Here is a 21,906-nt window from a genome sequence, read left to right as displayed (position 1 = left end):
TGAATCGCTGAGACACGATAGCAAGCCGGCGCATCCGAGCAAGCCGGAAGCGGCGCGGGCGCGGCAGGCCGGTTGATCCGGCCCGCAAGGTCTGGACTATGTGTTTATGGCCCAGGTCACGATTGCAGCCCAGCCCAGGTGTACGTCGCCCAGACCAGCGCGGCGCAGGCGGCCAAGGCCAGGTAGGGCAGCAGCCCGGCCCGCGGCACCACCACTTCGCGCTCGAACGGATCGTCCGCCGTTCCTTCGCTGACCGGGAACTTGCCTTTGTCCTGCACATAATGGCGATAGGCGAATACCGGGACGATCAGCAGCGCAGCCAGCAATCCGTTGCGCAGCGTCCCCGCACCCCAGATATCCGCACCTGCGCCCATCCAGACCATGTTGATGAAGCCAAACACCGCACCCAGCGCCAGCAGCCAGGTGGGGCAGCGATAGGGCCGGGCCCAGCCCTTGCGATCGATCCGGTGGATCCAGCCGGCTTGCAGGTTGAGAAAGTTGAAGATGAAATAGCAGACGTTCGACATCATCAGCACGGCGAAATAATCGGACGCCAGAAGCAGGACCAGATTGAAGCCAAGATCGGTCCACATCGCGGCGGTGGGCGAACCATGCTGGTTGACCCGCGAAAGATATTTGGGCAGCCAGCCATCAGCCGAGGCCTGATAGAGAGTGCGGCTGGAACCCATCATCGATGTCATCACGATCAGCAGCAGCCCCAGCACCAGCATGACGATCACCAGGTTGCCGATAACCGCGCCGCCGCCAACAATCCGGGCCAATGCCGCCGCCACTCCGGTTCCGTCGTAAATCGTCGGATCGAGCAGGCCGTCAAGCCCCAGCGAGGCCTGGAAGGCCAGCGGCACCAGCGTAAAGATTGCAATGCACAGCACCCCCGCTGCGATAATCGCCTTGGCGGTATCCTTGGCCGGATCGCGGAATTCGCGGGTGTAACAGACCGCGGTTTCAAACCCGTAGGTTGACCAGCCCGCCGCAAACATTGCTCCGGCCATCACGGCCAGACCAGCCCCATCCCAGGTGCCAAATCCGATGTTGCCCGCGGCATCGCGGACGATCGGGAGCAGCGGAAACAGATGATCGCGCGGCAGATCGCCTGTCAGCAGCGGGACCAGACCAACCAGCAGCAGCGGCAGCATGCAGACCAGCCCCAGAACCTTCTGGAAACTGGCAGCGCGGGCCGCGCCGTGGTGCTGAAGGAAGAAGGTCAGAAGGAGAAACGCCGCGCCGATGATCGACACTGCGTTAAGCCGCAAAGTCAGCCCTTCGCGGATGAGGCCAAGATCCATCAGCTGGATCTGCCACGTGCGGATCACGGCATCAGCCGCGAACAGGCTGCTCAATGCATAGCCTGCCGCCAGACTGCTTCCCAGCACCAGCACCGGCGACCACGCCAGCCAGTTGCACCACACCGATATCGGCGCGATGAATTTGCCATAGGGGAGCCAGGCCGCTGCGCCATAGATCGAGGCGCCGCCCGATTTGTTGGGATAGAGCCCAGCGATCTCGGCATAGACGAAGCACTGGATGAAGCCCATGAAGATAGAGGCAATCCAGATCACCCAGCTGGGTTGGCCGATCACCGTTGCGATCCCGCCCATGGTTAGCAAAACCCCGGCCGGCACCCCGCTGGATGCCCAGAAGGCATCTTTCCAATCGAGCTGACGGCGCAGCTGCAGCGCGTCGGCTGCGCTTATCTCAGGTGCCTGGCTTGCCACTCAACCCTCTCCTCAAATGTAAATCGGGCCTGCCTTCGGATTGCTCCAAAGACAGGCCCGCATTCCTTCGCGCGACCCGAAGGAAACCTAGGGCTCGGACCCACTACCAACAGGTCCGAGGCGTCAAAATGGCGAACATATCGGGCCGAAACGCACGCCGCAGGGGCTTGTTGCCCCTGCAAGGGCGTTTCGGCCCGAGATGGAAGCCATTTTGGCGTCCCTTCGGGATTTGATGAATTTGCCCCATTGCTGCGTCAGGAAGTCTCGAAATATCGACATATTCCATCGCCTTCCCTCCTTGCACTGAGGCAAATTCCTTCAAACCTCGGACCTGTTGGTAGTGGGTCCGAGCCCTTAGTTGCCGAAGTTGTAACGCAGGTTCACGCCCCAGGTCCGCGGCTTGGCATAGACCCCCAAGGTGTCACCCCAATAGAGCGAGCCATCGAAGGCATAGACCCGGTAGGCGCGGTTGAAGAGGTTGTTGACATAGAATGCCACGCTGATCCGTTCATCCGCCGTGGTAAAGCCGATCCGCGTATTGGCGACAGCATAGCCGCCTTCGCGCTCAACCGGCGCACACATCACGGTGAAACACATCGAAGATTGGAACAGCGCATCGGCCTGCAGCGAAGCCGTGCCGCCGCCAAGTCCGAACTCATAACGAACCATCGCATTGCCCGAGAATTCGGGCGACTGCGGCAGGTTGTTGTTCACCAACGTTACCCCATCGGGCAGCAGCACACCTTTGACTTCGGTATCCAGATAGGATCCCGAAAGCTGGAACGTCAGCCCGGGGGCCGGACGCGCAGTGAAATCAGCCTCGATCCCGGTCACCTTGGCTGGCAGGTTGCGCACCACCTGCGTGAAGCCTACCTGCACGAAGGCCTGATAATCCTGATAGTCATAATGGAACGCGGCAATGTTCAGCGTTGTCCCCGGCGCCAGGGTCGATTTGAAGCCGAGCTCAAAGGCATTCAGCGTTTCGGGTTGGTAGGCCAGATTGTTCAGCGTATCGACCAGCTGGCTGGGGAATGGTGTGCCGGTCGAGAAAGTGAACCCGCCCGATTTCGAGCCGCGGTTGTAGCTGAGGTAGACCAGTGTCTTGTCGCTGGGCTTGAAATCGATTTCGGCGCGCGCGGTGACCCCATCGAAAACCGGGCTGGCGGCCGCAGGCGTGATCGTGACCCCAGATGTCCCAGAACCAAAGGCCCAGCTTCCCGGCGTGTTGGTGCCGGTCAGGTCGGTATAGGAAATTCCACCCGGACCGAAATGCAGCGAAAGCGCCCAGAGCGGTAGCGACTGTACCGCTGTATAATCGCCTTCCTTGCTATCGCGCCAATAGCGCAGGCCGCCGATCAGCTTCAGCTTGTCGCTGACTTCGAATTCATCCTGCATGAACAGGGCCAGACTCTCGGTACGCTGGGTAAAGTTGACGCGCGGATCATAGGCGATGAACGGGACCGCATATTTCGCGCGGTATGTACCATCGATAATCATCCCGAAGCCGCCGAAGGTCAGGAAATTGCGGTCGCTGGCGTGCGACAGGCGCAGTTCCTGCGAGTACTGGTTAACCTTGGCACCTTGGTAAAATACCGTGCCCGAGGCAAAGCAGGTGACGCTGGAAGCCGGTGCCGGGCACGGCCCCGAAGCCGGCGGGGTGACCCCTTCGACATAGGGCAGCTCTGGCTGACCGTTGCCCGATTCGATGTAGAATTTGTCAAGCGACTGGTAGTCGGTGATCGAAACCAGATCGAGGCCACCGATTTCGGCATCGATCCGCAGGGTTGAGCCGAAGATCTTGCGATCAACATAGGCATCACCGGTGCCGGCCGTGGCCCAGGGATCGCCGCCCTGCGAAGCCGCAATCGCTGGGTTGAAATAGCCCGGCCCAGCCGTTCCGGTGGTGCCCCAATAGCCGCAGCTTGCGGTCGGTGACATGAATTCGCCCTGGAACTGCGCGTTCGGGCAGGTCGGTGCGTAGTTGTAGATTCCGGCCTGGCGCTCACCATCGGCCTGCGCATAACGCAGGGTCAACTTGGCTTTGAAAGTGCCCGAAGGTTCATAGGCTATGATCCCGCGCAGCCCCCAATGGTTGTTGGCGCCGCGATCTTTCTCGCCCGGAGTGATATTCTGGATATAGCCATCGTCACGGTTGTAGATCCCGGCGATGCGCACGCTCAGCCCCTCGCCCAGCGGGCCAGAAACCGCACCTTCGATAATGGTCTGGTTGTAACGGCCATAGGTTAGGCTGACGAAGCCTTCGCCGCGGTCGGTCGGCTGGTTGGAAATAAACTGCACCGCGCCGCCGGTGGCATTGCGGCCAAACAGTGTTCCTTGCGGTCCGCGCAATGCCTCAACCCGGGCCAGATCAAATACCGGGAAGCCCGCCGTGGTGATCGAGCTGGCGTAGCTGTCATCCTGATAGACTGCGACCGGCGGCTCTTGCTGATCGCCATAATCGTTCTGCGAAACCCCCCGCATATTGAACACCACCTGCGAACTTGAATAGGCGTTGTACTTAATATTGGGGATTGCCGAGACGATGTCGGTCGCGTTGTTGATCGAACGGTTCTGGAGTTCCTTTTCGCCCAGCACCGATACTGCGATGCCCACATCCTGCATCCGCTGCTCGCGCTTTTGCGCGGTTACCACGATGTCACCGGCGGCCTGCGCTTCGGCTGCATCGGGCGTGCCGGCGCTATCCGATTGGGCCTGCGCAGCTGTTGCTGCCAACCCCAGGGCCACACTGGCGATCGATGCGCCCAGGCGCAGCCATGCGGTTTGCGATGAATGTTTGATGCGTTGGGCCATTATAACCTCCCGATTGCGGGGCGGACCCGGACCTTGTTTGGGCCTTCGGGTGCCGCCTCTAGACCTCACTGATCGTCCAAGGATGCTGCATATTGAACGGGCGTGCAAGGCGCTGCTTGCTGTCTGGCTGAATCGCATCTGGTACCCCGCCTGGCAGAAGCAGCCTGTTTGCGGGTCATGCAATGCAATTAAATATTTGATATTAACTTACAAAATATTCGCAGTGCGAAACGCCACCCATGGTAATGCCTATCATCAAAGCCGCTTATAATGCCCTGCCTGCCCCTTTATCCCCATGGCGATAGCGGCGGCAGCTTGTTATTGAACCTGTGTTCAATTGACAGAAAGTGAGTTGCGGACATGGGTCGGAAAGAACCGGAAGATCGCCGCGACCAGCTGCTCAAGGCGGCGCTCGCCAGCCTGGCGGATACCGGAATCGAAAATTTCACCCTGGCCGAGGTGGCGCGCCGCGCAAATGTTTCGGCCGCGCTGGTGGTCCACTATTTCGGCGACCGGGACAAGCTGATCGAAGCGACATTCCGCCAGCTGGTTGAACGCGTCACAACCCTGCCGATGCGCGCACTGGCTGGCGGGGATGAGCCCGAGGCACGGCTGCGGGCCTTCATCATCGCGCACCTCAACCCCAGCGAACTAAGCTCTGAGGCTTCGCGGGCCTGGCTTTCGTTCTGGGGCCTGGCGCTGTTCAATCCAGCGCTGGCCCGGCTGCAACGGGTCCATCAGGAACGACTGGTCTCCAACCTCAAGCACGAATTGCGCGCGCTGGTTATGCCCGCTGCGGTAGAACGGATTGCGGAGACAATCGGCGCGCTGATCGATGGGTTCTGGCTCCGCGCGGCGCTGGCCAGCGCCTGGAAGCCCGACGTGCAGATCCCGGTTGACTGGATTTTTGCCGTGATTGAACGCGATATTGCCGAAGCCCGCCTGCCCGCGGCCGGCACTGCCCCGCCGGCTGACAGCTTTGAGACGATCAACCCCGCCACTGGCGTAGTGCTCGCGGTTATCCGGATCGACGGCAAGGCAGAGGTGGACAAGGCCGTCGGCCGTGCTGCCGAAGCGCAAAAATTGTGGGCTCGTACCCCTGGGGCCGAACGCGGCCGCATCCTGAACCGCGCTGCCCAGCTGCTGACCGAACGCAACGACGCCATCGCGCTGCTGGAAGCGCAGGATACCGGCAAGCCGATCCAGGAAACGCTTGCGGTTGATGTGCTATCGGGCGCCGACGCGATTGAATATTTCGCCGGGATTGCCCGCACGCTTTCCGGCGAGCATTTTGATCTGGGGCCAGGCGCTTTCGGCTATACCCGGCGTGAGCCGCTGGGTGTGGTCGCCGGGATCGGGGCCTGGAACTATCCAATCCAGATCGCCTGCTGGAAGAGCGCCCCGGCCTTGGCCTGCGGCAATGCTATGCTGTTCAAGCCGGCCGAACTTACCCCGCTGACTGCGCTGGAACTGGAAAAAGCCTACCGCGATGCCGGCTTGCCTGATGGTCTGTTCCAGGTGATCCAGGGCAAAGCCGATACCGGCCGCTTGCTGAGCCGCCACCCCGGCATCGCCAAGGTTTCGCTGACGGGAGAGGTTGGCACCGGCAAGAAAGTGATGGCCGATGCCGCTTCGACGCTGAAGGTGGTGACACTGGAACTGGGCGGCAAATCCGCGCTGATCGTGTTTGAAGATGCCGATCTGGACGAAGCGGTTTCGGGCGCACTGCTGGCCAATTTCTATTCGGCTGGTGAAGTTTGCACAAATGGCACCCGCGTGTTCGTGCAGCGCAAGGTTCGCGCCGCATTCCTGGCCAAATTGAAGGCCCGGACTGAGGCAATGGTGGTGGGCGATCCGCTCGATCCGGCAACACAAATGGGCGCGCTGATTTCTGAGGCGCACATGGAAAAGGTGCTGAGCTATATCGCGCTGGGCCAGCAGCAAGGGGCAACTCTGCTTACCGGGGGGCAACGGGTCATCACCGGCGCTTTGGCCAAGGGAGCCTTCGTTCAACCGACCGTGTTCACCGATTGCACCGATGAGATGGCAATCGTGCGCGAGGAAATTTTTGGCCCGGTAATGTCGGTGCTCGAATTTGACGATGAGGCCGAAGTAGTGGCGCGCGCCAACAACACCGATCTGGGCCTTGCCGCCGGGATCTTTACCAACGACCTTACCCGTGCGCACCGGGTTATCGCCGCGCTTGAAGCTGGTACTTGCTGGATCAACACCTATAATATCACCCCGATTGAGCTGCCGTTTGGCGGCAACAAACAATCGGGCCTGGGCCGTGAAAACGGCAAGGCGGCGATCGAGTACTTTACTCAGCTCAAGAGCGTCTATGTGGCGATGGAGCCGATCGATGCCCCATACTGAAAACTTTGATTTCATCGTGGTCGGCGCAGGATCGGCCGGTTGCGTTCTGGCCGACAGATTGAGCGCAGACGGCCAGAACAAGGTGCTGCTGCTTGAGGCTGGCGGATCGGATCGCTCAATTTTCATCCAGATGCCGGCCGCGCTGGCCTATCCGATGAACACCAAACGGTGGAACTGGGGCTATCATTCAGAGCCCGAACCGCATTTGAATGGCCGCCGCTTGCATTGCCCGCGCGGACTGGGTCTGGGCGGATCAAGCTCAATCAACGGCCTGGTCTATGTGCGCGGAAACCCAAACGATTTCGAACGCTGGCGCGATGAAGACGGCGCGGCAGGCTGGGGGTATGGCGATGTACTGCCCTATTTCAAACGCGCCGAAAGCCGGGCCGAGGGCGGCACCGAATACCGTGGCGGGGTCAACAACGGTGGGGGCCCGCTTTCCACCACCTATGGCACGCTCAAAAATCCGCTCAACCAGGCCTGGCTCGATGCCGCGCAACAGGCCGGGTATGATCTGACCGAGGACTACAACGGGTTCCGTCAGGAAGGCTTTGGCCGGATGGATATGACGGTGCGCAAGGGAACGCGCTGCTCTGCGGCCAAGGCCTATCTCTATCCGGCCCGGCGGCGCTCGAACCTGACCGTGGTGCAGCATGCGCTGGCCACGCGGGTGCTGTTTGAAGGCAGGCGCGCGGTGGGGATTGAATACGAACGGCAAGGCCAGATCCACCAGGTCCGGGCCAGCCGTGAAGTGCTGCTTTCGGGTGGGTCGATAAATTCGGTCCAGTTGCTCAAGCTTTCGGGTATCGGTCCGGCTGCGGAGCTGAACGATCTGGGTATCGCGGTGCTGGCAGACCGGCCCGGTGTGGGGGCCAATTTACAGGATCACCTTGAATTCTATTTCCAGATGGCCTGCACCAAGCCGATTACCCTGTTTGGCAAGACCGGTCTTTTGGGCAAGGCGATGGTTGGGGCCGAATGGCTGTTCCTGCGGCGCGGGATCGGGGCATCGAACCAGTTCGAAAGTTGCGGCTTCATCCGCAGCAGGACCGGGATCAAATATCCCGATATCCAGTATCATTTCTTCCCGATGGCGATCAACTACGATGGCACCTCGCTCGCCACAGAACACGGTTTTCAGGCCCATGTCGGGCCAATGCGTTCAAAGAGCCGGGGCACGGTGACGCTGCGCAGCAAGGACCCGCGCGAACACCCGAAAATCCTGTTCAACTACATGAGCCACCCCGACGATTGGGCCGAAATGCGCGCCTGTGTGCGGCTAACGCGCGAGATTTTTCAGCAAGAGGCCTTTTCCCCTTGGCGCGGGCGCGAAATCCAGCCTGGCGCGGACTGCGTTGGCGATGAGGCGATCGACGCTTTTATCGCCGATCATGTCGAAAGCGCGCTGCACCCTTCGTGCACGTGCAAGATGGGCGATCCGAAAGACCCGATGGCGGTGGTCGATCCACAGCTCAAGGTAATCGGCGTTGAAGGCCTGCGGGTAATTGACAGTTCGGTGATGCCATCGATTACCACTGGCAACCTTAACGCGCCCAGCATCATGATCGGAGAAAAGGGCGCGGATCATGTGCTGGGCAAAGGGCTATTGGCGCCGTCCAATCTGCCCTGGTACGTCGCCCCCGACTGGAAGACTGCGCAGCGATGACCCGCGTGATTGCGGAACCAGCCCGCGACATTGCGGTGGTGCATGAAACCGAAGTCCTTGTTATCGGATCCGGGCCCGGCGGGCTTGCTGCCGCGCTTGCAGCGGCACGGGCCGGGGTAAAGACCACGCTGGTTGAGCGCTATGGCTGCTTTGGCGGCAATATTACCCAGGTCGGGGTTGAAGGCTTCGCCTGGTATCGCCACCCAGGGACAATCGACAGCGAAGGGATCGGCCGCGAGTTTGAGGACCGCGCAAAGGCGATGGGCGCAGCCATCCCCGAACCGCAATCGATCAGCCATGCGCTTGATGCCGAGGCGTTCAAATACGTGGCCGATTGCCTTGTGCAGGAGGCCGGGGTGATCCCGATGCTGCACCGGATGTTTGTTGCCCCGATCCTGGAGGGCGATACCATTCGCGGGGTGATCGTTGAAAGCAAAGCCGGGCGTGAGGCAATTTTGGCCAAGCTGGTGGTCGATGCCAGCGGCGATGCCGATATAGCGCACCGCGCCGGGGCGCCCACCCAGATGCACCCCAAGGCCGAGATGATGAGCGCCTCGGTGATGTTTTCGATGTGCGGAGTGGACAAGGCGAAGTTCATCGATGCGGTAAAGGCCGATCCGCAGACTTATGCCGATTGGGCCAAGGACGGCGAATGGTCGGTCAGCACTTCGGGCAAGGAGGACGCAATGTTCTCACCCTTCCTGCGCAAGCCGTTCCAGCAGGCGCACAAGGCCGGCTTGCTGCCCGATAATCTGGCGACCATCGCCGGAACCTGGGGCACGGTCAGCGATCAGGGCGATCTGACATACCTCAACATGGTCCACATGACGCTCGACGGGACCGATCCCGCCGACCTGACATTTGGCGAGATAGAGGGCCGCCGCCAGGCGATGCAGGCGATCGAGGCGTTGAGAAAATTCCAGCCCGGCTGCCAAACCGCCAAACTGCGCAATTTCGGCATGACGCTGGGGATCCGCGATACCCGCAAGATCGATGCCGCCTACAACCTGACTGCCGTGGATGTTCAGGAAGAAGGCCGGTTCGAAGATTCGATCGGCATTTTCCCTGAATTCATTGACGGTTATGGCCTGCTGGTAATCCCCACCACCGGGCGCTATTTTCAGGTGCCATACCGCGCGATGTTGCCCAAGGGCGTGAGGAACCAGATCGTCACCGGCCGCACCATCGGCGGTGACAAGATCAGTCATGCGGCCGTGCGCAACATGATGTGCTGCGCCGTGGCAGGACAAGGCGCCGGCACGGCGGCGGCAATTGCGGTTAAATCGGGCCGCAGTTTTGGCGATGTTGATCTGGCCGCAGTCCAGAACGAATTGCGCCGCCAAGGCGCGCGGATCGCCTGAAGCGGCGCTATTCCCCTGAAGCAAGCGAGGGTGTATAAGCCGCGCTTATGATAACACGCGCTTCTGATATGCGCGGACCAAGGGGGTTTCCGTGCTGAACAAGAGCCAGCTGCCCAGCAGCTTTGAATTCAGGGCCTTGCAGGTCTTCGTGGTCACCGCCGAACAGGGCAGCATGACCCAGGCCGCCAAGGTGCTGGGCCTTACCCAATCGGGCGTTTCGCAGATCATTGCGGCGTTGGAGGAGGCGGTGGGGCGGCAATTGTTCGATCGTTCGATCCGTCCGATCGTGCTGACGAAGGTGGGGCAAGTGCTGCTGCGGCAGAGCCAGAAGATCCTGGGCGATCTCAATTCCGCTTTTGTTGAAGCAACCGAAAGCGAAAGCGGAGAGCTTTCTTCACTGTCGATTGCGATGCCAGAAAGCCTGGCCAATGTGCTGGGCCCACGGCTTTATCGCCGCAAGGGTGATCTGGCGCGCAACTGGCGGATTTCCAACGGTTTGATGCCCGATCAGCGCGCCAAATTCAACACCCATGCCGCCGATGTGATGATCACCGAGGAAAGCAATACATCGGATATGCTCGATGTGGATCGCTACAACCTGTTCACCGAGCCTTATGTGCTGATCTTCCCCAAACAGTTCCAGCTGGCCCCCGAACTGGGGCCGCATCTGGCCGATATGCCCTTCATCCGCTTTTCACTGCGCAGTTCGATGGGGCGGCAAACCGAGGCCCAGCTCAACCGGCTGCAGCTTAAATATGCCTCGCAGATCGAATTCGATTCGATTGTCGGCCATGCCACTGCGGTGGCCTATGGGCTGGGCTGGGGGATTACCACGCCGCTGTGCCTGTTCCAGGTGCCGTGGGCCTTCGATCAGCTATCGATCCATCCGATCCTGCGCGGCAAATTTGGTCGGCGGATGACCATGCTGGCGCGCCAGCAAACGCTGGGCTCTGCACCGCGGGCGATAATCGACGAGTGCCGCGCGATTCTGGACCAGGAGGTGTTCCCTGAATTGATCGGCAAATTGCCTTGGCTTGAAGGCGCCTTCAAGCTGGGTGAGGATTGAGCGGGGCAGCGCAGCTTCATTACCACAGATCATGATAGCGATCATTTTCCGCACCCGGCTTGTGCAAGCCCGCTACATCGCAGAAATCCAGCCCACCGGAGCGCGGCATGGCTCGCGTTTACCGGTTGGCAAAAACTCCGAAATTGAGGGGCAGGGGCCTTTGCGCTCTTGAGGTGAACAGATGCAAGAGAATCAACTTCCCGAGCCGGGTGCCCCGGATATCGAAATCGCCCGCGCCGCCAAGATGGCGTCGATCCTTCCGCTTGCGCAGGAGCGCCTGGGTATCGCGCCGGAAGCGCTGGTTCCCTATGGTCACTTCAAGGCCAAGGTCGATCTCGATTTCATCGCGACGCTTAAGGACAGGCCAAACGGTAAGCTGGTGCTGGTTACCGCGATCACGCCGACCCCGGCCGGTGAAGGCAAGACCACAACCTCGGTCGGCCTGAACGACGGGCTTAACCTGATCGGCGTGAAATCAATCGTCTGCCTGCGTGAACCGTCGCTGGGTCCGTGTTTCGGGATGAAGGGCGGCGCTGCCGGCGGGGGCCGCGCTCAGGTTATCCCGATGGAAGACATCAACCTGCACTTCAACGGCGATTTCCACGCGATCACCTCTGCCCACAGCCTGCTGGCCGCGCTGCTCGACAATCACCTGCAGTGGGGCAACGAGCTGAATATTGATCCGCGCCGGGTGGTATGGCGCCGCGTGGTTGACATGAATGATCGCGCGCTGCGCAATATCAATGTCGGCCTTGGCGGGGTAACCCACGGGGTTCCGCGCGAAACCGGTTTCGATATTACTGTTGCGTCCGAAATCATGGCGATCCTGTGTCTGGCCAGTGATCTTAAGGATCTGCAGCGCCGGCTGGGCGATATCATCGTTGCGCGGACCTATGACAAAACTCCGGTTACCGCGCGCGACCTAAAGGCCGATGGGGCCATGGCCGTGCTGCTGCGCGATGCGATTTCGCCCAATCTGGTCCAGTCGATCGAGCACAATCCGGCCTTCATCCATGGCGGCCCGTTTGCCAATATCGCGCATGGCTGCAATTCGGTTATGGCGACGCAAACTGCGCTCAAGCTGGCCGATGTGGTGGTAACTGAGGCTGGCTTTGGGGCCGATCTTGGCGCCGAAAAGTTCATCGACATCAAATGCCGCCATTCGGGCCTGCGCCCGGATGCCGTGGTGCTGGTGGCCACAGTGCGCGCGCTCAAGATGCAGGGCGGGGTCAAGAAGGACGATCTGAGCAACCCCGATGTCGATGCTTTGGTACGCGGCGCGGTCAACCTTGAACGTCACATCCAGAACCTGCAAAAATTCGGGCTGACCCCGGTGGTGGCAATCAACCACTTCATCAAGGATACCGAGGAAGAGATCGCCGCGCTGCGGTCCGTGTGCGAGAAATATGGCGCGCGCGTGGCATTGGCCAAGCATTGGGCCGAAGGCGGCAAGGGCGCAGAAGAGCTGGCCCGGCAGGTTCAGGCGCAATTGGCTGAAGGCCAGGCTGAGGTTAAGCTACTTTACCCCGATGATATGCCACTGGCTGAGAAGATTGAAACCATCGCCCGCGAAATTTACCGCGCTGATGGGATCGTGTTGACCGGATCGACCGCAGCAACGCTGAAGGATTACGAAAAGCTGGGTTACGGCAAGCTGCCGGTCTGCATCGCCAAGACCCAGTACAGCTTCTCCACCGATCCGACAAAGTCCGGCGCACCAACCGGGCACACCGTAGAAGTGCGCGAAGTGCGGCTTTCGGCCGGCGCTGGGTTCATCGTTGCGGTCTGCGGCGATATCATGACCATGCCCGGCCTGCCGCGGCGCCCGGCTTCGAATGAGATCGGCTTGGACGAAAACGGCCAGATTGTGGGCCTTGCCTGATTTGCAAGGCATTCACAGTCTGATTGCGGCCCCACTCATGACGGCATGAAGATTTGACATGCTTTGGCCTGGCGGGATCGGGGTTAAGCCGGGTGCATGAACGAAATTTCCTCCTCTTCACGGCGCGGCGGCGGGCGTGATGCAAAGCGCGCAGCCCGCCTTGGAGCCACTGCGGCTGCGGTCCCATTCATCAGCCGCAAACTGCCCTATGTCGAGCTGCTGAATGAGGCCGGGCTGGCGCTGATCGAGGAAAATGCCGAGCAGATCCTGTCTGAAATCGGCTGCGAATTCCGCGATGATCCCGAAGCGCTGGAAATCTGGAAGGCGGCCGGGGCCGAAGTAACCGGCGAACTGGTGCGGATGCCGCGCGGCATGTGCCGTCAATTGATTCAGGATCACGCCCCGTCGGAATTCGTCCATCAGGCCCGCAACCCGGCGCGCAGCACCACCATTGGCGGCAAGCGTACCGTCTTTGCGCCCACCGCCGGTCCGCCGTTCGTGCGCTGTCTCGACAAGGGTCGGCGCTATGGCACGATTGGTGATTTCAACAACTTCGCGAAGCTGACCCAGGCATCTCCGTGGCTGCACAGTTCGTCCACGGCGATGTGCGAACCGGTCGATCTGCCGGTCAACAAGCGCCACTTCGATATGTTTCTGGGCAATGCTGTGCACACCGACAAGCCGTTCTTCAGCGCAGTTTCGGCACCCAGCCGGACCGAGGACTGCATCGAGATGGCCAAGATCCTGTTCGGGGATCGCTGGATCAATCCGCTGACGGGTGAGCCCAATACCTGCCTGATGGGGGTGATGAACGGCAATTCGCCGCTAACCTATGATGCAACCATGCTGGGCGCTGCCAAGGCGCTGGCCCGGGCCAATCAAGGCACATTGGTAACGCCGTTCATTATGGCCGGCGCGATGGCCCCAACCGGCCTTGCCGGAGCGATTGCGGTCACCCTGGCCGAAGCGATGGCGGGCATGGCGTTTCTCCAGCTGGTCAAACCCGGCGCCCCGGTAATCTTCGGCAGCTTCGTCACCACGCTTTCGATGCAAAGCGGTGCGCCGACCTATGGCACGCCCGAAACCTCGTTGCTGAAGAATGCGCTGATGGCGCTGGCGCGGCGGCTGGGTGTGCCTTCGCGGACCGGAGGCAGCCTTTGCTCTTCGAAAATCGCTGATGCCCAGGCCGCCTATGAAAGCGCCCAGACCCTGCAAACCACCGTGCTGGGCGGCGCCAATTTCGTGCTGCAATCGGCCGGCTGGCTTGAGGGCGGCCTGGTCACGGGGTATGAAAAGTTCATGATGGATTGCGATCAGCTGGGCATGATGCATGTGCTTCTGAACGGCTATGATCTAAGCGAAAACGGCCAGGCGATGGATGCAATCCGCGAAGTGGGTCCGGGCAAGCACTTCTTTGGCTGCGCCCATACCCAGGCCAATTTTGAGAATGCCTTTTACCGCTCGCCGCTGGCCGATTATGCCAGTTGGGAACAGTGGGAAGCAGAAGGCGCAAAAGACATTCAGGTCCGCGCCAACGCCGCGTGGAAAAAGACCCTGGCTGAACATCAGGACCCTGCGCTTGACCAGGGCGTGCGCGATGCGCTTGAAGCCTACATCATGCGCCGCAAGGGCCAGATGCCTGACGCCAACTACTGACCGTCAGACCTGCTCGCGAAAATTGGCGAAGCGGCCGATCAACCAGCTGCGGAACACCGCAATGGCGGGATCGGAAAGATCATCGGGATGAAGCTTCAGATAATAGCCATAGCCGTCTTCGATCACTGCATCGTACGGCGCGACCAGCTGGCCGGCCGCAATTTCGGCGGCAAACATATCGACATCGCCCAGCATCACCCCGCCTGAGGTTGTTGCATAACGCGCCGCAGCAATCGACGTATCGAAGGCCAGGCCATCATGGCTGGGAATAGCAATCCCGTGGCGCCGCAGGTAATCACCCCACAGCAAATCGCGCGGCTGCCCTTGAAGCTTGACGTGCAGCAGCTCGTGATCAGCCAGGAACGGCGCCATTGCCATGCTGCCAGCTAGCGCTCCAACCGCAGGCGAGCAGAGCGGAACCACCCGGACCATCCACAGCAGATCGGTAACCCTGTCATCAACATTGGGGCGATCGTAAACAATCGCCATATCAAGATCGGCTTCTGGCAGGCCGGTCGTATGGGCGCTGGAAACGTCAATCCGTACTTCGGGATGATCGCGGTGGAATTCCGCCAGCATCGGGATGAACAGCTGGTGCAGCAAAGTTGGCGGCACATGCAGGCGCATTGCCCGGCTGGGTACGCTATCATCGCGGATCGCATTCATGGTCTGCTCGATCCGCTCAAGCGACTTGCTGACGACAGCCAACAGCTCCTGCCCGGCTGGGGTCAGCGCCAGACGCCCGGCATCGCGGTCAAACAGCCGCTGGCCCAGCAAATCTTCCAGTGCAGCAACATGGCGGCTCATCGCGCTTTGCGAGACTGAAAGCGCCGCAGCGCCGCCGGTAAAGCTCAGCTGCTTGCCCACCGCTTCGAAGGCCCGCAACGCATTGAGCGGAAGCCAGCGGCGATTGATGGCCGATCGTATCGCGATGTTATCCCCCCTTTTGGTAACCTGCAGCGGCTCGATAGCCGGTCTACATCAGATAGGGCTATGCGAAAATTCAATTGTTCGCAGCCTGCGGAATTGCTCACACGCAGGGCTGCAATTGGAGGCATTGATGAACGACCTTGTCTGGGCCAGGACGCAGCTTGCCGCCCGCCTGCCTGATCACAGTTTGCCGCAAGGGCTCTATACCGATCAGCGTGCCTTCGATTTCGATCTTGATGCGATCTATGGCAGCTCGTGGCTGATGGCCGGGCTTGAATGCGAACTGCCCGAAGCCGGGAATTATCTTGCCCTGAAGGTCGGAAAATGGCCGGTCTTGCTGGTGCGGGGCAAGGATGGAGAGGTGCGGGCCTTTCACAACAGCTGCCGCCATCGCGGATCGATCCTGTGCCAGGATGGCCATGGTTCTGCCCCCAAGCTGGTCTGCCCTTATCACCGCTGGACCTATGACCTGGATGGATCACTGTTTGCCGCGGGCCGGATGGGCGAAGGGTTTGACAAGACGGAACACGGCCTTTCGCCAATTGCGCTGCGGCGCGTGGCGGGCGCGCTGTTTATCTGCCTGTCCGATAGCCAGCCCGAATTTGACAGTTTTGGCGATAGCTTCAACCGCTATGCCGCGCCGCTCAATTTCAGCGATCTCAAGCTGGCCGCAACCGATCTGCTGGTTGAGCAGGCAAATTGGAAGCTGGTGATGGAAAACGCCCGCGAGTGCTATCACTGCCCGACCGGACACCCGGAACTGGGACAAAGTTTCCCGGTCCATATGGTTCGCCACTTCGATACCATCCGCAATCCCGAAGCAGAAACGTTTGCCGCGCAGATGGATGCGCACGGCCTACCGCATGCGGCGGCGGAGGGTTCGTGGTGGCAACTGGCCCGGATTGCGCTCAACCCCGGCAGCACCAGCATCAGCATGGATGGTAGGCCGGTCTGCGCGAAACCGCTGACTACGCTGAATGGCGGCAACGTCGGTTCGCTGCGCTGGGCAATCGACCCGCACATGTTTGCCCATGCCACTGCCGATCATGTGTTTACGTTCAGCTGCATGCCGGTTGGGCCGCGCGAAACGCATGTATTCAGCCGCTGGTATGTTCACAAGAATGCAACCGAGGGGGTTGATTACGATCCCTTCGCGCTAAAGGAACTGTGGTTGAAAACCAACGCGCAGGACAAGGAATTGGCTGAAAACAACCATTGCGGAGTGCTGAGCCCGGGATATAGGCCCGGCCCCTATTCGCTTGAGGCCGAAGCCCTGGCGGTCCGATTTGCCGACTGGTATTGTGATCGCGCATCAGCCTATGTTGCCGATCATGGCTGAACCAAAACCTCCGCAATTTCGCCCCGAAACCCTGGCTATCGTTAGCGGATACGATCCGGAAACGGCATCGCGATCGGCCAAGCCGCCGGTTTATATGACCGCGACCTTCACCTACCCTTCGGCGCAGAGTGCCAAGGATGTTCACCGCGCCTATTTTGATGGTGACGGGCCCGAAGCCGGCGGGGCCTTGCACATCTATTCGCGGCTGGGCCATCCCGGGCTCGACGTGCTGGAGGCACGGCTGGCGGCAATCGATGGGGCAGAGGCCGCCCTGGCCTATAACAGCGGAATGGCTGCACAAACCGCCGTTGCGCTGGCCTATCTGCGGCCCGGTGAAGCCGTGGTCCATAGCCGCCCGTTCTATTCGGGCGTTGATGGCCTGTTCAATGAAATCATGCCTCAATTTGGCAGCCACGCCGAAGCCTATACCGATGGCTGTGATGAGGCGAACATGTGGGCGGCCTGCGAACGCGCGATGACCAAGGGGCCAATCGCGCTGCTCGCTGCCGAAAGCCCCGGCAATCCCACTGCTGCGCTGGTTGATCTGGATCTGCTGGTCAAAGTGGCCGGGCGGATTGAGGCGGCGCAAGGCCGGCGCCCGATCGTGATGGTCGATAACACTCTGCTGGGCCCGTTCCACCAGCGTCCGATCGAACACGGTGTCGATCTGGTTGTTACATCGTTGACCAAATACTGCGCAGGCCATTCCGATCTGCTGGCAGGCGCGATTACCGGCCGCAAGGATTTGATCGAGCCGCTTAAATTGCAGCGACTGGTCTGGGGCAGCCATCTGGATCCCTACACCGCCTGGCTGGTGCTGCGCAGTCTGGAAACGGTGCATTTGCGGACCGCACGGGCGATGGAAAATGCCGCCGCCGTGGCCGATTGGCTGCGCGCCCATTCCAAGATTGCAGGCGTTACCTATCTGGGATTCACCCCCGAAGGCAGCCCGGCCCGGGCGGTGTTTGAACGCCAATGCCGGGGCGCAGGATCAACGTTTTCGTTCCGTCTCCACGGCGGCGAGGCCGAGGCTTTCCGCATGCTTGATCGCCTCAAGCTGCTAAAGATGGCGGTCAATCTGGGCGGATCGAATACCTTGATCTGTCATTCCGCCAGCACCACCCACTATGCCGTTTCGCCAGAGAACCGGCTGAAAAGCGGGATCACCGAGGGCACCATCCGGCTTTCGGTTGGGCTGGAACACGTAGACGATATTATCGCCGATCTGGCGCAAGCGCTGGAGGCCGTATGACCGCGCGTGGAACCGATCCTCACGCCATTGATGGCAAATTTCCGGCACCACAGCAGCATTATGATGTGGTGGTAGTTGGCGCTGGCAGCAGCGGCGCAGCAGCGGCGCTTGGCGCAGCGCAGGCCGGAAAATCGGTTTTGCTGGTTGATGAAAACCCGGTAGCCGGGGCGATGATCGGCACCGACGTGCCCTATTTCTTTGGCGGCCGCGCCACTGCAGCCGTCCAAAATTCCGAACGGATGGTGGAGACGGTATTCTCCAATATGCCCTGGCTAGAGCCTGTGCTTGAAGCTGGCGCCGAGGTGCTGCTGGGCACCTGTGCTTGGGGGATTTACCGCAATGGGCCGCTGGTTGGCAGCCTGCCCGGACAGGTAGTGGGCCTGGCTGACAGCGAGCGTTCATGGCTGGCCGGGTTTGATCAATTGGTTTTGGCCACCGGCGCGCGCGATCTGGCCATGGCATTTCCCGGCTGGGACCAGCCCGGGGTAATGGGGGCAAAAGCCCTGGCAATGCTGCTTGAACGCTACGATGCTTTTGCGGGGCGGCGGATCGTGGTGGCAGGATCGCACGATTTGGGGCTTGAGACGGCGTTGCTGGCGCATGCAAAGGGAATTGAGGTGCTGGCCGTGCTGGAAGTGCGCGGCGCTGTGCAGGGCACACCTGAACTTGCTGCGCAAGTTGCAGCCGCTGAAATCCCGATCTTGTGTGGGACCCATCCGGTTGATGCCAAAGGCGGCATCGACGGGATTGAGGCGCTGGTGCTGTCCAATGGCGCCACGATCGCCTGCGATACTTTTGTCATGGCAATCGGGCTGGTGCCGATGATTGAACTGATCGATGCGATGGATGGCCCGCGCCAGTTTGTTCCCAATCGCGGCGGCTGGATCCCGGGCGAGAGCGTGGCGATCGGTTTCGCCGGAAATTGTGCCGGCTTGCCCGATACCGCCTTTGATCATTGCGCCTACCGAACAGACTGGATGCAGGCGCTGGGCGGGGCCTGCGGCGGCGATACGATTATCTGCCAATGCGAAGAAATGACCCTTGCTGATCTGGTAGGCGTGCAGCCGCCGCGGTATCTTGAACGCTCGCCAGCGATGCAGCAGCGCTCGCTCAGCAGCTTGCTGGCCGATGGCCCCCCGAACCAGGATCAGGTCAAACGCCTGACCCGCAGCGGGATGGGCCAATGCCAGGGCCGCCGCTGCCGCGATCAGGTGGCGATGATCCTTGCAGCCGAAGCCAACTGCCCGCTGGCACAGGTTCCGCTTGCCAGCCACCGCGCACCGGTCCGGCCGCTGCCCTTGAAGGTTATCGCCGATTGGGATGAAGGCCCGGAAATGCGGGCCGGATGGGATGTCTGGATGGGCATTCCGACCCAGTGGGTGCCCTATGCAGATATCGGCACACCCTTTGAGGAAGAGAATCGGCGGCGGCTTGGCGGGAATATGAGCCTGTGAGCGCGCAACGGGTCGTTATCGTTGGCGCGGGCGCATCGGGGCTTTCAGCCGCGTGGTGGCTGGCGCGCAGCGGCGTCCAGGTAACCGTGCTCGACAAGGGCGTGGTTGGATGGGAAGCTTCGGGGCGCAATGGCGGTGGCTGTTCGCACTATCAAAGCCCGCTGTTCAAGGAGGAGCAGCGGCTGTGGCCACAAATGGACGCGCTGCTGGGTTATCCTACAGAATTCAGCCCGCAGCGGATCGTCATGGCGGTAACCCCGCGCCAGCTTGAACAGTACCACTACATTGCCGAGATGAACAATCGGCTGGGCCAGCGGGTCGATCTGCTTGATGTGCAGCAGGTCCGCGATGCGGTGCCATTGGCTGGCGATAATTGTTTGGGCGGGATCCATTATCGGTTCGGCGGCCACGCCAACCCGCACCGCACCGTGCAGGCCTATGCCTGGGCGCTCCAGGATCTGGGTGGGCGGATCGTACAGCATTCACCGGTTACCGGCTTTCAGTCAGCCGGCGGCAAAGTGACCGCCGTTGAAAGCGCCAGCGGCAGGTATGATTGCGATGCTGTAGTCATTGCTGCGGGCCCACAATCCAGCACGCTTGCGGCAATGGTCGGGATTGAACTGCCACTGGCCGCAGCGCGCGCCGAAATGATTGTTACCGAACCCGCGCCGCTGATGAAGCTGGGCGGGGTGGACGGCAACGGGCTCTATGGCCGCCAGACCCTGCGCGGCAATCTGGCTTATGGCGGCGGCCCGCACGAATGGGTTGAATTTGGCGATCTGGGGCCCGCAACAAAACCCAGCACGCCGCTTACCCGCAATCTGGCGCGGCGCCTTGCCGAACTGTTCCCGGGCGCAGCGCATCTTAATGTGATCCGTTCGTGGGCCGGCATTATCGAGATGACCCCCGATGGCCGTCCGGTGATCGACCGGCACGAGAACGTGACACTTTGCACCATGTCAGGCGTCGGTTTTGGTCTGTCACCGGCCAGCGGCCATGCGATCCGCGATCTGGTGCTGGAGGGGCGCTGCAGCTTTGCCGATATCGATAAGCTGGGACTTGGCCGGTTTGATGGGATCCAAGCGGATTGGCGGACAACCAAGGGGTGGCTGCCGCTCTGATGGGCAAATATTCCGCCCTTTCCCTGCTGCGCGGCGCGTTCAACGGGCAGAGCCACTGGCAGCCCGCCTGGCGCGATCCTGAGCCCAAGAGCAGCTACGACGTGGTGATCATCGGCGGCGGCGGGCATGGCCTGGCGACCGCCCACTACCTTGCCAAGGTCCACGGCATCACCAACGTTGCAGTGATTGAGAAGGGCTATATCGGCGGCGGAAATGTGGGGCGCAACACCACGATTGTGCGTTCCAACTATCGGCAAGAGCCGCTGGGCCGGTTCTATGAAGTCAGCCTCAAGCTGTGGGAAGGCCTGTCAGACGATCTCAACTACAACGTGATGTTCAGCCCTCGCGGCGCGCTGACGCTGGGGCACTCTGATGCCGATATGATCCGCCTTGCGGAAAAGGGCGATGCCATGGCCTGCCAGGGGATCGATGCCGAATTGCTGACCCGCGATCAGGTGATGAAGGTCGAGCCGTGCCTCGATTTTTCACGCAATGCCCGCTTCCCGATCGAAGGGGCTATGATCCAGCGGCGCGGCGGCACCGCGCGGCACGATGCTGTGGCCTGGGGCTATGCTCGTGCTGCAGACAGCCGGGGCGTGGACATCATCCAGAAATGCGAAGTTACTGGCATGGTGATGGACGCTGGCCGGGTGATCGGGGTTGAAACGTCACGCGGGCGGATCGGCGCCGGCATGGTCGCAATCTGCGCAGCGGGTCATTCGGGCCATGTTGCAGCCATGGCTGGCCTGAAGCTGCCGATCGAAAGCCAGACCTTGCAGGCGATGGTCACCGAAGGCGTCAAGCCGATGGTCCACACGGTGGTGATGACCCAAAGCCTGCATTGCTACATCAGCCAGAGCGACAAGGGCGGGATCGTGTTTGGCGGCGATCCGGATAACTGGCCCTCTTATGCCCAGCGCGGCCAACCGATGACGATGGAACTGGCGCTGCAGCAGGGCCTGGCGTTGATCCCGGCGCTTTCGCGATTGCGGATGCTGCGCTGCTGGGCCGGGGTTACCGACATGAGCTTTGATGGATCGCCGATCATCGGCCAGACCCCGGTGGACGGCCTGTGGATCAACGGCGGCTGGTGCTATGGCGGGTTCAAGGCGACGCCGGCATCAGGCTGGCTGTTTGCCGATGCGCTGGCCAATGGCCGCCCCCACGAAGTGATCGAGCCGTTCAGCCTGGACCGGTTTGAGCGCGGCTCACCAGTGGATGAGAACGGCACCGGCCCGTTCCCGAATCATCGCTGA

14 protein-coding genes are annotated in these 21,906 nt (G+C 61.1%); 11 read left to right on the top strand and 3 right to left on the bottom strand.

Features of this window, described 5'->3' with window-relative positions; translation table 11 throughout:
• Nucleotides 1–116 precede the first annotated feature (116 nt).
• Nucleotides 117–1,736 (bottom strand): APC family permease, encoded by a 1,620-nt coding sequence (locus ABL914_RS01135; protein ID WP_391561308.1) that lies wholly within the window; start codon nucleotides 1,734–1,736, stop codon nucleotides 117–119.
• Nucleotides 1,737–2,090: 354 nt separating this feature from the next.
• The gene (locus tag ABL914_RS01130; protein WP_391561307.1) at nucleotides 2,091–4,547 is read right to left on the bottom strand and encodes a TonB-dependent receptor; all 2,457 of its coding nucleotides are present in this window, start codon (nucleotides 4,545–4,547) and stop codon (nucleotides 2,091–2,093) included.
• Nucleotides 4,548–4,907: 360 nt separating this feature from the next.
• On the opposite strand from ABL914_RS01130, the gene betB reads away from it, so the two are divergent.
• From betB to ABL914_RS01100, 6 genes are all read left to right on the top strand, one after another.
• Nucleotides 4,908–6,923: a betaine-aldehyde dehydrogenase gene (betB, locus tag ABL914_RS01125; RefSeq protein WP_391561306.1), complete on the top strand. Its 2,016-nt coding sequence runs from the start codon at nucleotides 4,908–4,910 to the stop codon at nucleotides 6,921–6,923.
• Nucleotides 6,910–8,589, top strand: coding sequence for a choline dehydrogenase (betA, locus tag ABL914_RS01120; protein WP_391561305.1), 1,680 nt, complete (start codon nucleotides 6,910–6,912; stop codon nucleotides 8,587–8,589). Before betB ends, betA begins: the two co-directional genes overlap by 14 nt.
• Entirely contained in the window at nucleotides 8,586–9,950 is a 1,365-nt protein-coding gene (locus ABL914_RS01115) for an FAD-dependent oxidoreductase (protein ID WP_391561304.1), read from the top strand. The genes betA and ABL914_RS01115 overlap by 4 nt, the downstream gene beginning before the upstream one ends.
• Before the next feature lie 91 nt (nucleotides 9,951–10,041).
• A complete protein-coding gene (locus ABL914_RS01110) occupies nucleotides 10,042–11,016 on the top strand; it encodes a LysR family transcriptional regulator (protein WP_391561303.1) in 975 nt (324 codons plus the stop codon).
• A gap of 181 nt (nucleotides 11,017–11,197) precedes the next feature.
• Nucleotides 11,198–12,898: a formate--tetrahydrofolate ligase gene (locus tag ABL914_RS01105; protein ID WP_391561302.1), complete on the top strand. Its 1,701-nt coding sequence runs from the start codon at nucleotides 11,198–11,200 to the stop codon at nucleotides 12,896–12,898.
• A gap of 96 nt (nucleotides 12,899–12,994) precedes the next feature.
• Nucleotides 12,995–14,554, top strand: a complete 1,560-nt coding sequence (locus ABL914_RS01100; RefSeq protein WP_391561301.1) for a trimethylamine methyltransferase family protein — start codon at nucleotides 12,995–12,997, stop codon at nucleotides 14,552–14,554.
• A 3-nt stretch (nucleotides 14,555–14,557) separates the two neighbouring features.
• On the opposite strand, the gene ABL914_RS01095 is transcribed toward ABL914_RS01100, so the two are convergent.
• Nucleotides 14,558–15,439: a LysR substrate-binding domain-containing protein gene (locus tag ABL914_RS01095; protein WP_391561300.1), complete on the bottom strand. Its 882-nt coding sequence runs from the start codon at nucleotides 15,437–15,439 to the stop codon at nucleotides 14,558–14,560.
• Nucleotides 15,440–15,614: 175 nt separating this feature from the next.
• Here ABL914_RS01095 and ABL914_RS01090 point away from each other — a divergent pair, with 175 nt between their 5' ends.
• The 5 genes from ABL914_RS01090 to ABL914_RS01070 are packed head-to-tail and all read left to right on the top strand — an operon-like array spanning nucleotide 15,615 to nucleotide 21,906.
• Nucleotides 15,615–16,823, top strand: a complete 1,209-nt coding sequence (locus tag ABL914_RS01090; RefSeq protein WP_391561299.1) for an aromatic ring-hydroxylating dioxygenase subunit alpha — start codon at nucleotides 15,615–15,617, stop codon at nucleotides 16,821–16,823.
• Nucleotides 16,816–18,075 (top strand): aminotransferase class I/II-fold pyridoxal phosphate-dependent enzyme, encoded by a 1,260-nt coding sequence (locus ABL914_RS01085; protein WP_391561298.1) that lies wholly within the window; start codon nucleotides 16,816–16,818, stop codon nucleotides 18,073–18,075. Before ABL914_RS01090 ends, ABL914_RS01085 begins: the two co-directional genes overlap by 8 nt.
• The gene (locus ABL914_RS01080) at nucleotides 18,072–19,529 is read left to right on the top strand and encodes an NAD(P)/FAD-dependent oxidoreductase (RefSeq protein WP_391561297.1); all 1,458 of its coding nucleotides are present in this window, start codon (nucleotides 18,072–18,074) and stop codon (nucleotides 19,527–19,529) included. Before ABL914_RS01085 ends, ABL914_RS01080 begins: the two co-directional genes overlap by 4 nt.
• Nucleotides 19,526–20,650: an NAD(P)/FAD-dependent oxidoreductase gene (locus tag ABL914_RS01075; protein WP_391561296.1), complete on the top strand. Its 1,125-nt coding sequence runs from the start codon at nucleotides 19,526–19,528 to the stop codon at nucleotides 20,648–20,650. The genes ABL914_RS01080 and ABL914_RS01075 overlap by 4 nt, the downstream gene beginning before the upstream one ends.
• Complete coding sequence (locus ABL914_RS01070) at nucleotides 20,650–21,906, top strand: sarcosine oxidase subunit beta family protein (RefSeq protein ID WP_391561295.1); 1,257 nt, start codon at nucleotides 20,650–20,652, stop codon at nucleotides 21,904–21,906. Before ABL914_RS01075 ends, ABL914_RS01070 begins: the two co-directional genes overlap by 1 nt.

The sequence above is a fragment of the Novosphingobium sp. genome (genome assembly GCF_040079535.1).
GTDB lineage: Bacteria > Pseudomonadota > Alphaproteobacteria > Sphingomonadales > Sphingomonadaceae > Novosphingobium.
The sequence above is the reverse complement of the archived record's forward strand: the minus strand, read 5'-3'. Positions and strand labels throughout refer to the sequence as shown.

What these genes read in the sequence shown, in the direction of transcription:
- ABL914_RS01130 (WP_391561307.1), bottom strand. Translation starts at nt 4,547, where the DNA reads ATGGCCCAACGCATCAAACATTCATCGCAAACCGCATGGCTGCGCCTG.
- betB (WP_391561306.1), top strand. Translation starts at nt 4,908, where the DNA reads ATGGGTCGGAAAGAACCGGAAGATCGCCGCGACCAGCTGCTCAAGGCG.
- betA (WP_391561305.1), top strand. Translation starts at nt 6,910, where the DNA reads ATGCCCCATACTGAAAACTTTGATTTCATCGTGGTCGGCGCAGGATCG.
- ABL914_RS01115 (WP_391561304.1), top strand. Translation starts at nt 8,586, where the DNA reads ATGACCCGCGTGATTGCGGAACCAGCCCGCGACATTGCGGTGGTGCAT.
- ABL914_RS01105 (WP_391561302.1), top strand. Translation starts at nt 11,198, where the DNA reads ATGCAAGAGAATCAACTTCCCGAGCCGGGTGCCCCGGATATCGAAATC.
- ABL914_RS01100 (WP_391561301.1), top strand. Translation starts at nt 12,995, where the DNA reads ATGAACGAAATTTCCTCCTCTTCACGGCGCGGCGGCGGGCGTGATGCA.
- ABL914_RS01090 (WP_391561299.1), top strand. Translation starts at nt 15,615, where the DNA reads ATGAACGACCTTGTCTGGGCCAGGACGCAGCTTGCCGCCCGCCTGCCT.
- ABL914_RS01085 (WP_391561298.1), top strand. Translation starts at nt 16,816, where the DNA reads ATGGCTGAACCAAAACCTCCGCAATTTCGCCCCGAAACCCTGGCTATC.
- ABL914_RS01080 (WP_391561297.1), top strand. Translation starts at nt 18,072, where the DNA reads ATGACCGCGCGTGGAACCGATCCTCACGCCATTGATGGCAAATTTCCG.
- ABL914_RS01070 (WP_391561295.1), top strand. Translation starts at nt 20,650, where the DNA reads ATGGGCAAATATTCCGCCCTTTCCCTGCTGCGCGGCGCGTTCAACGGG.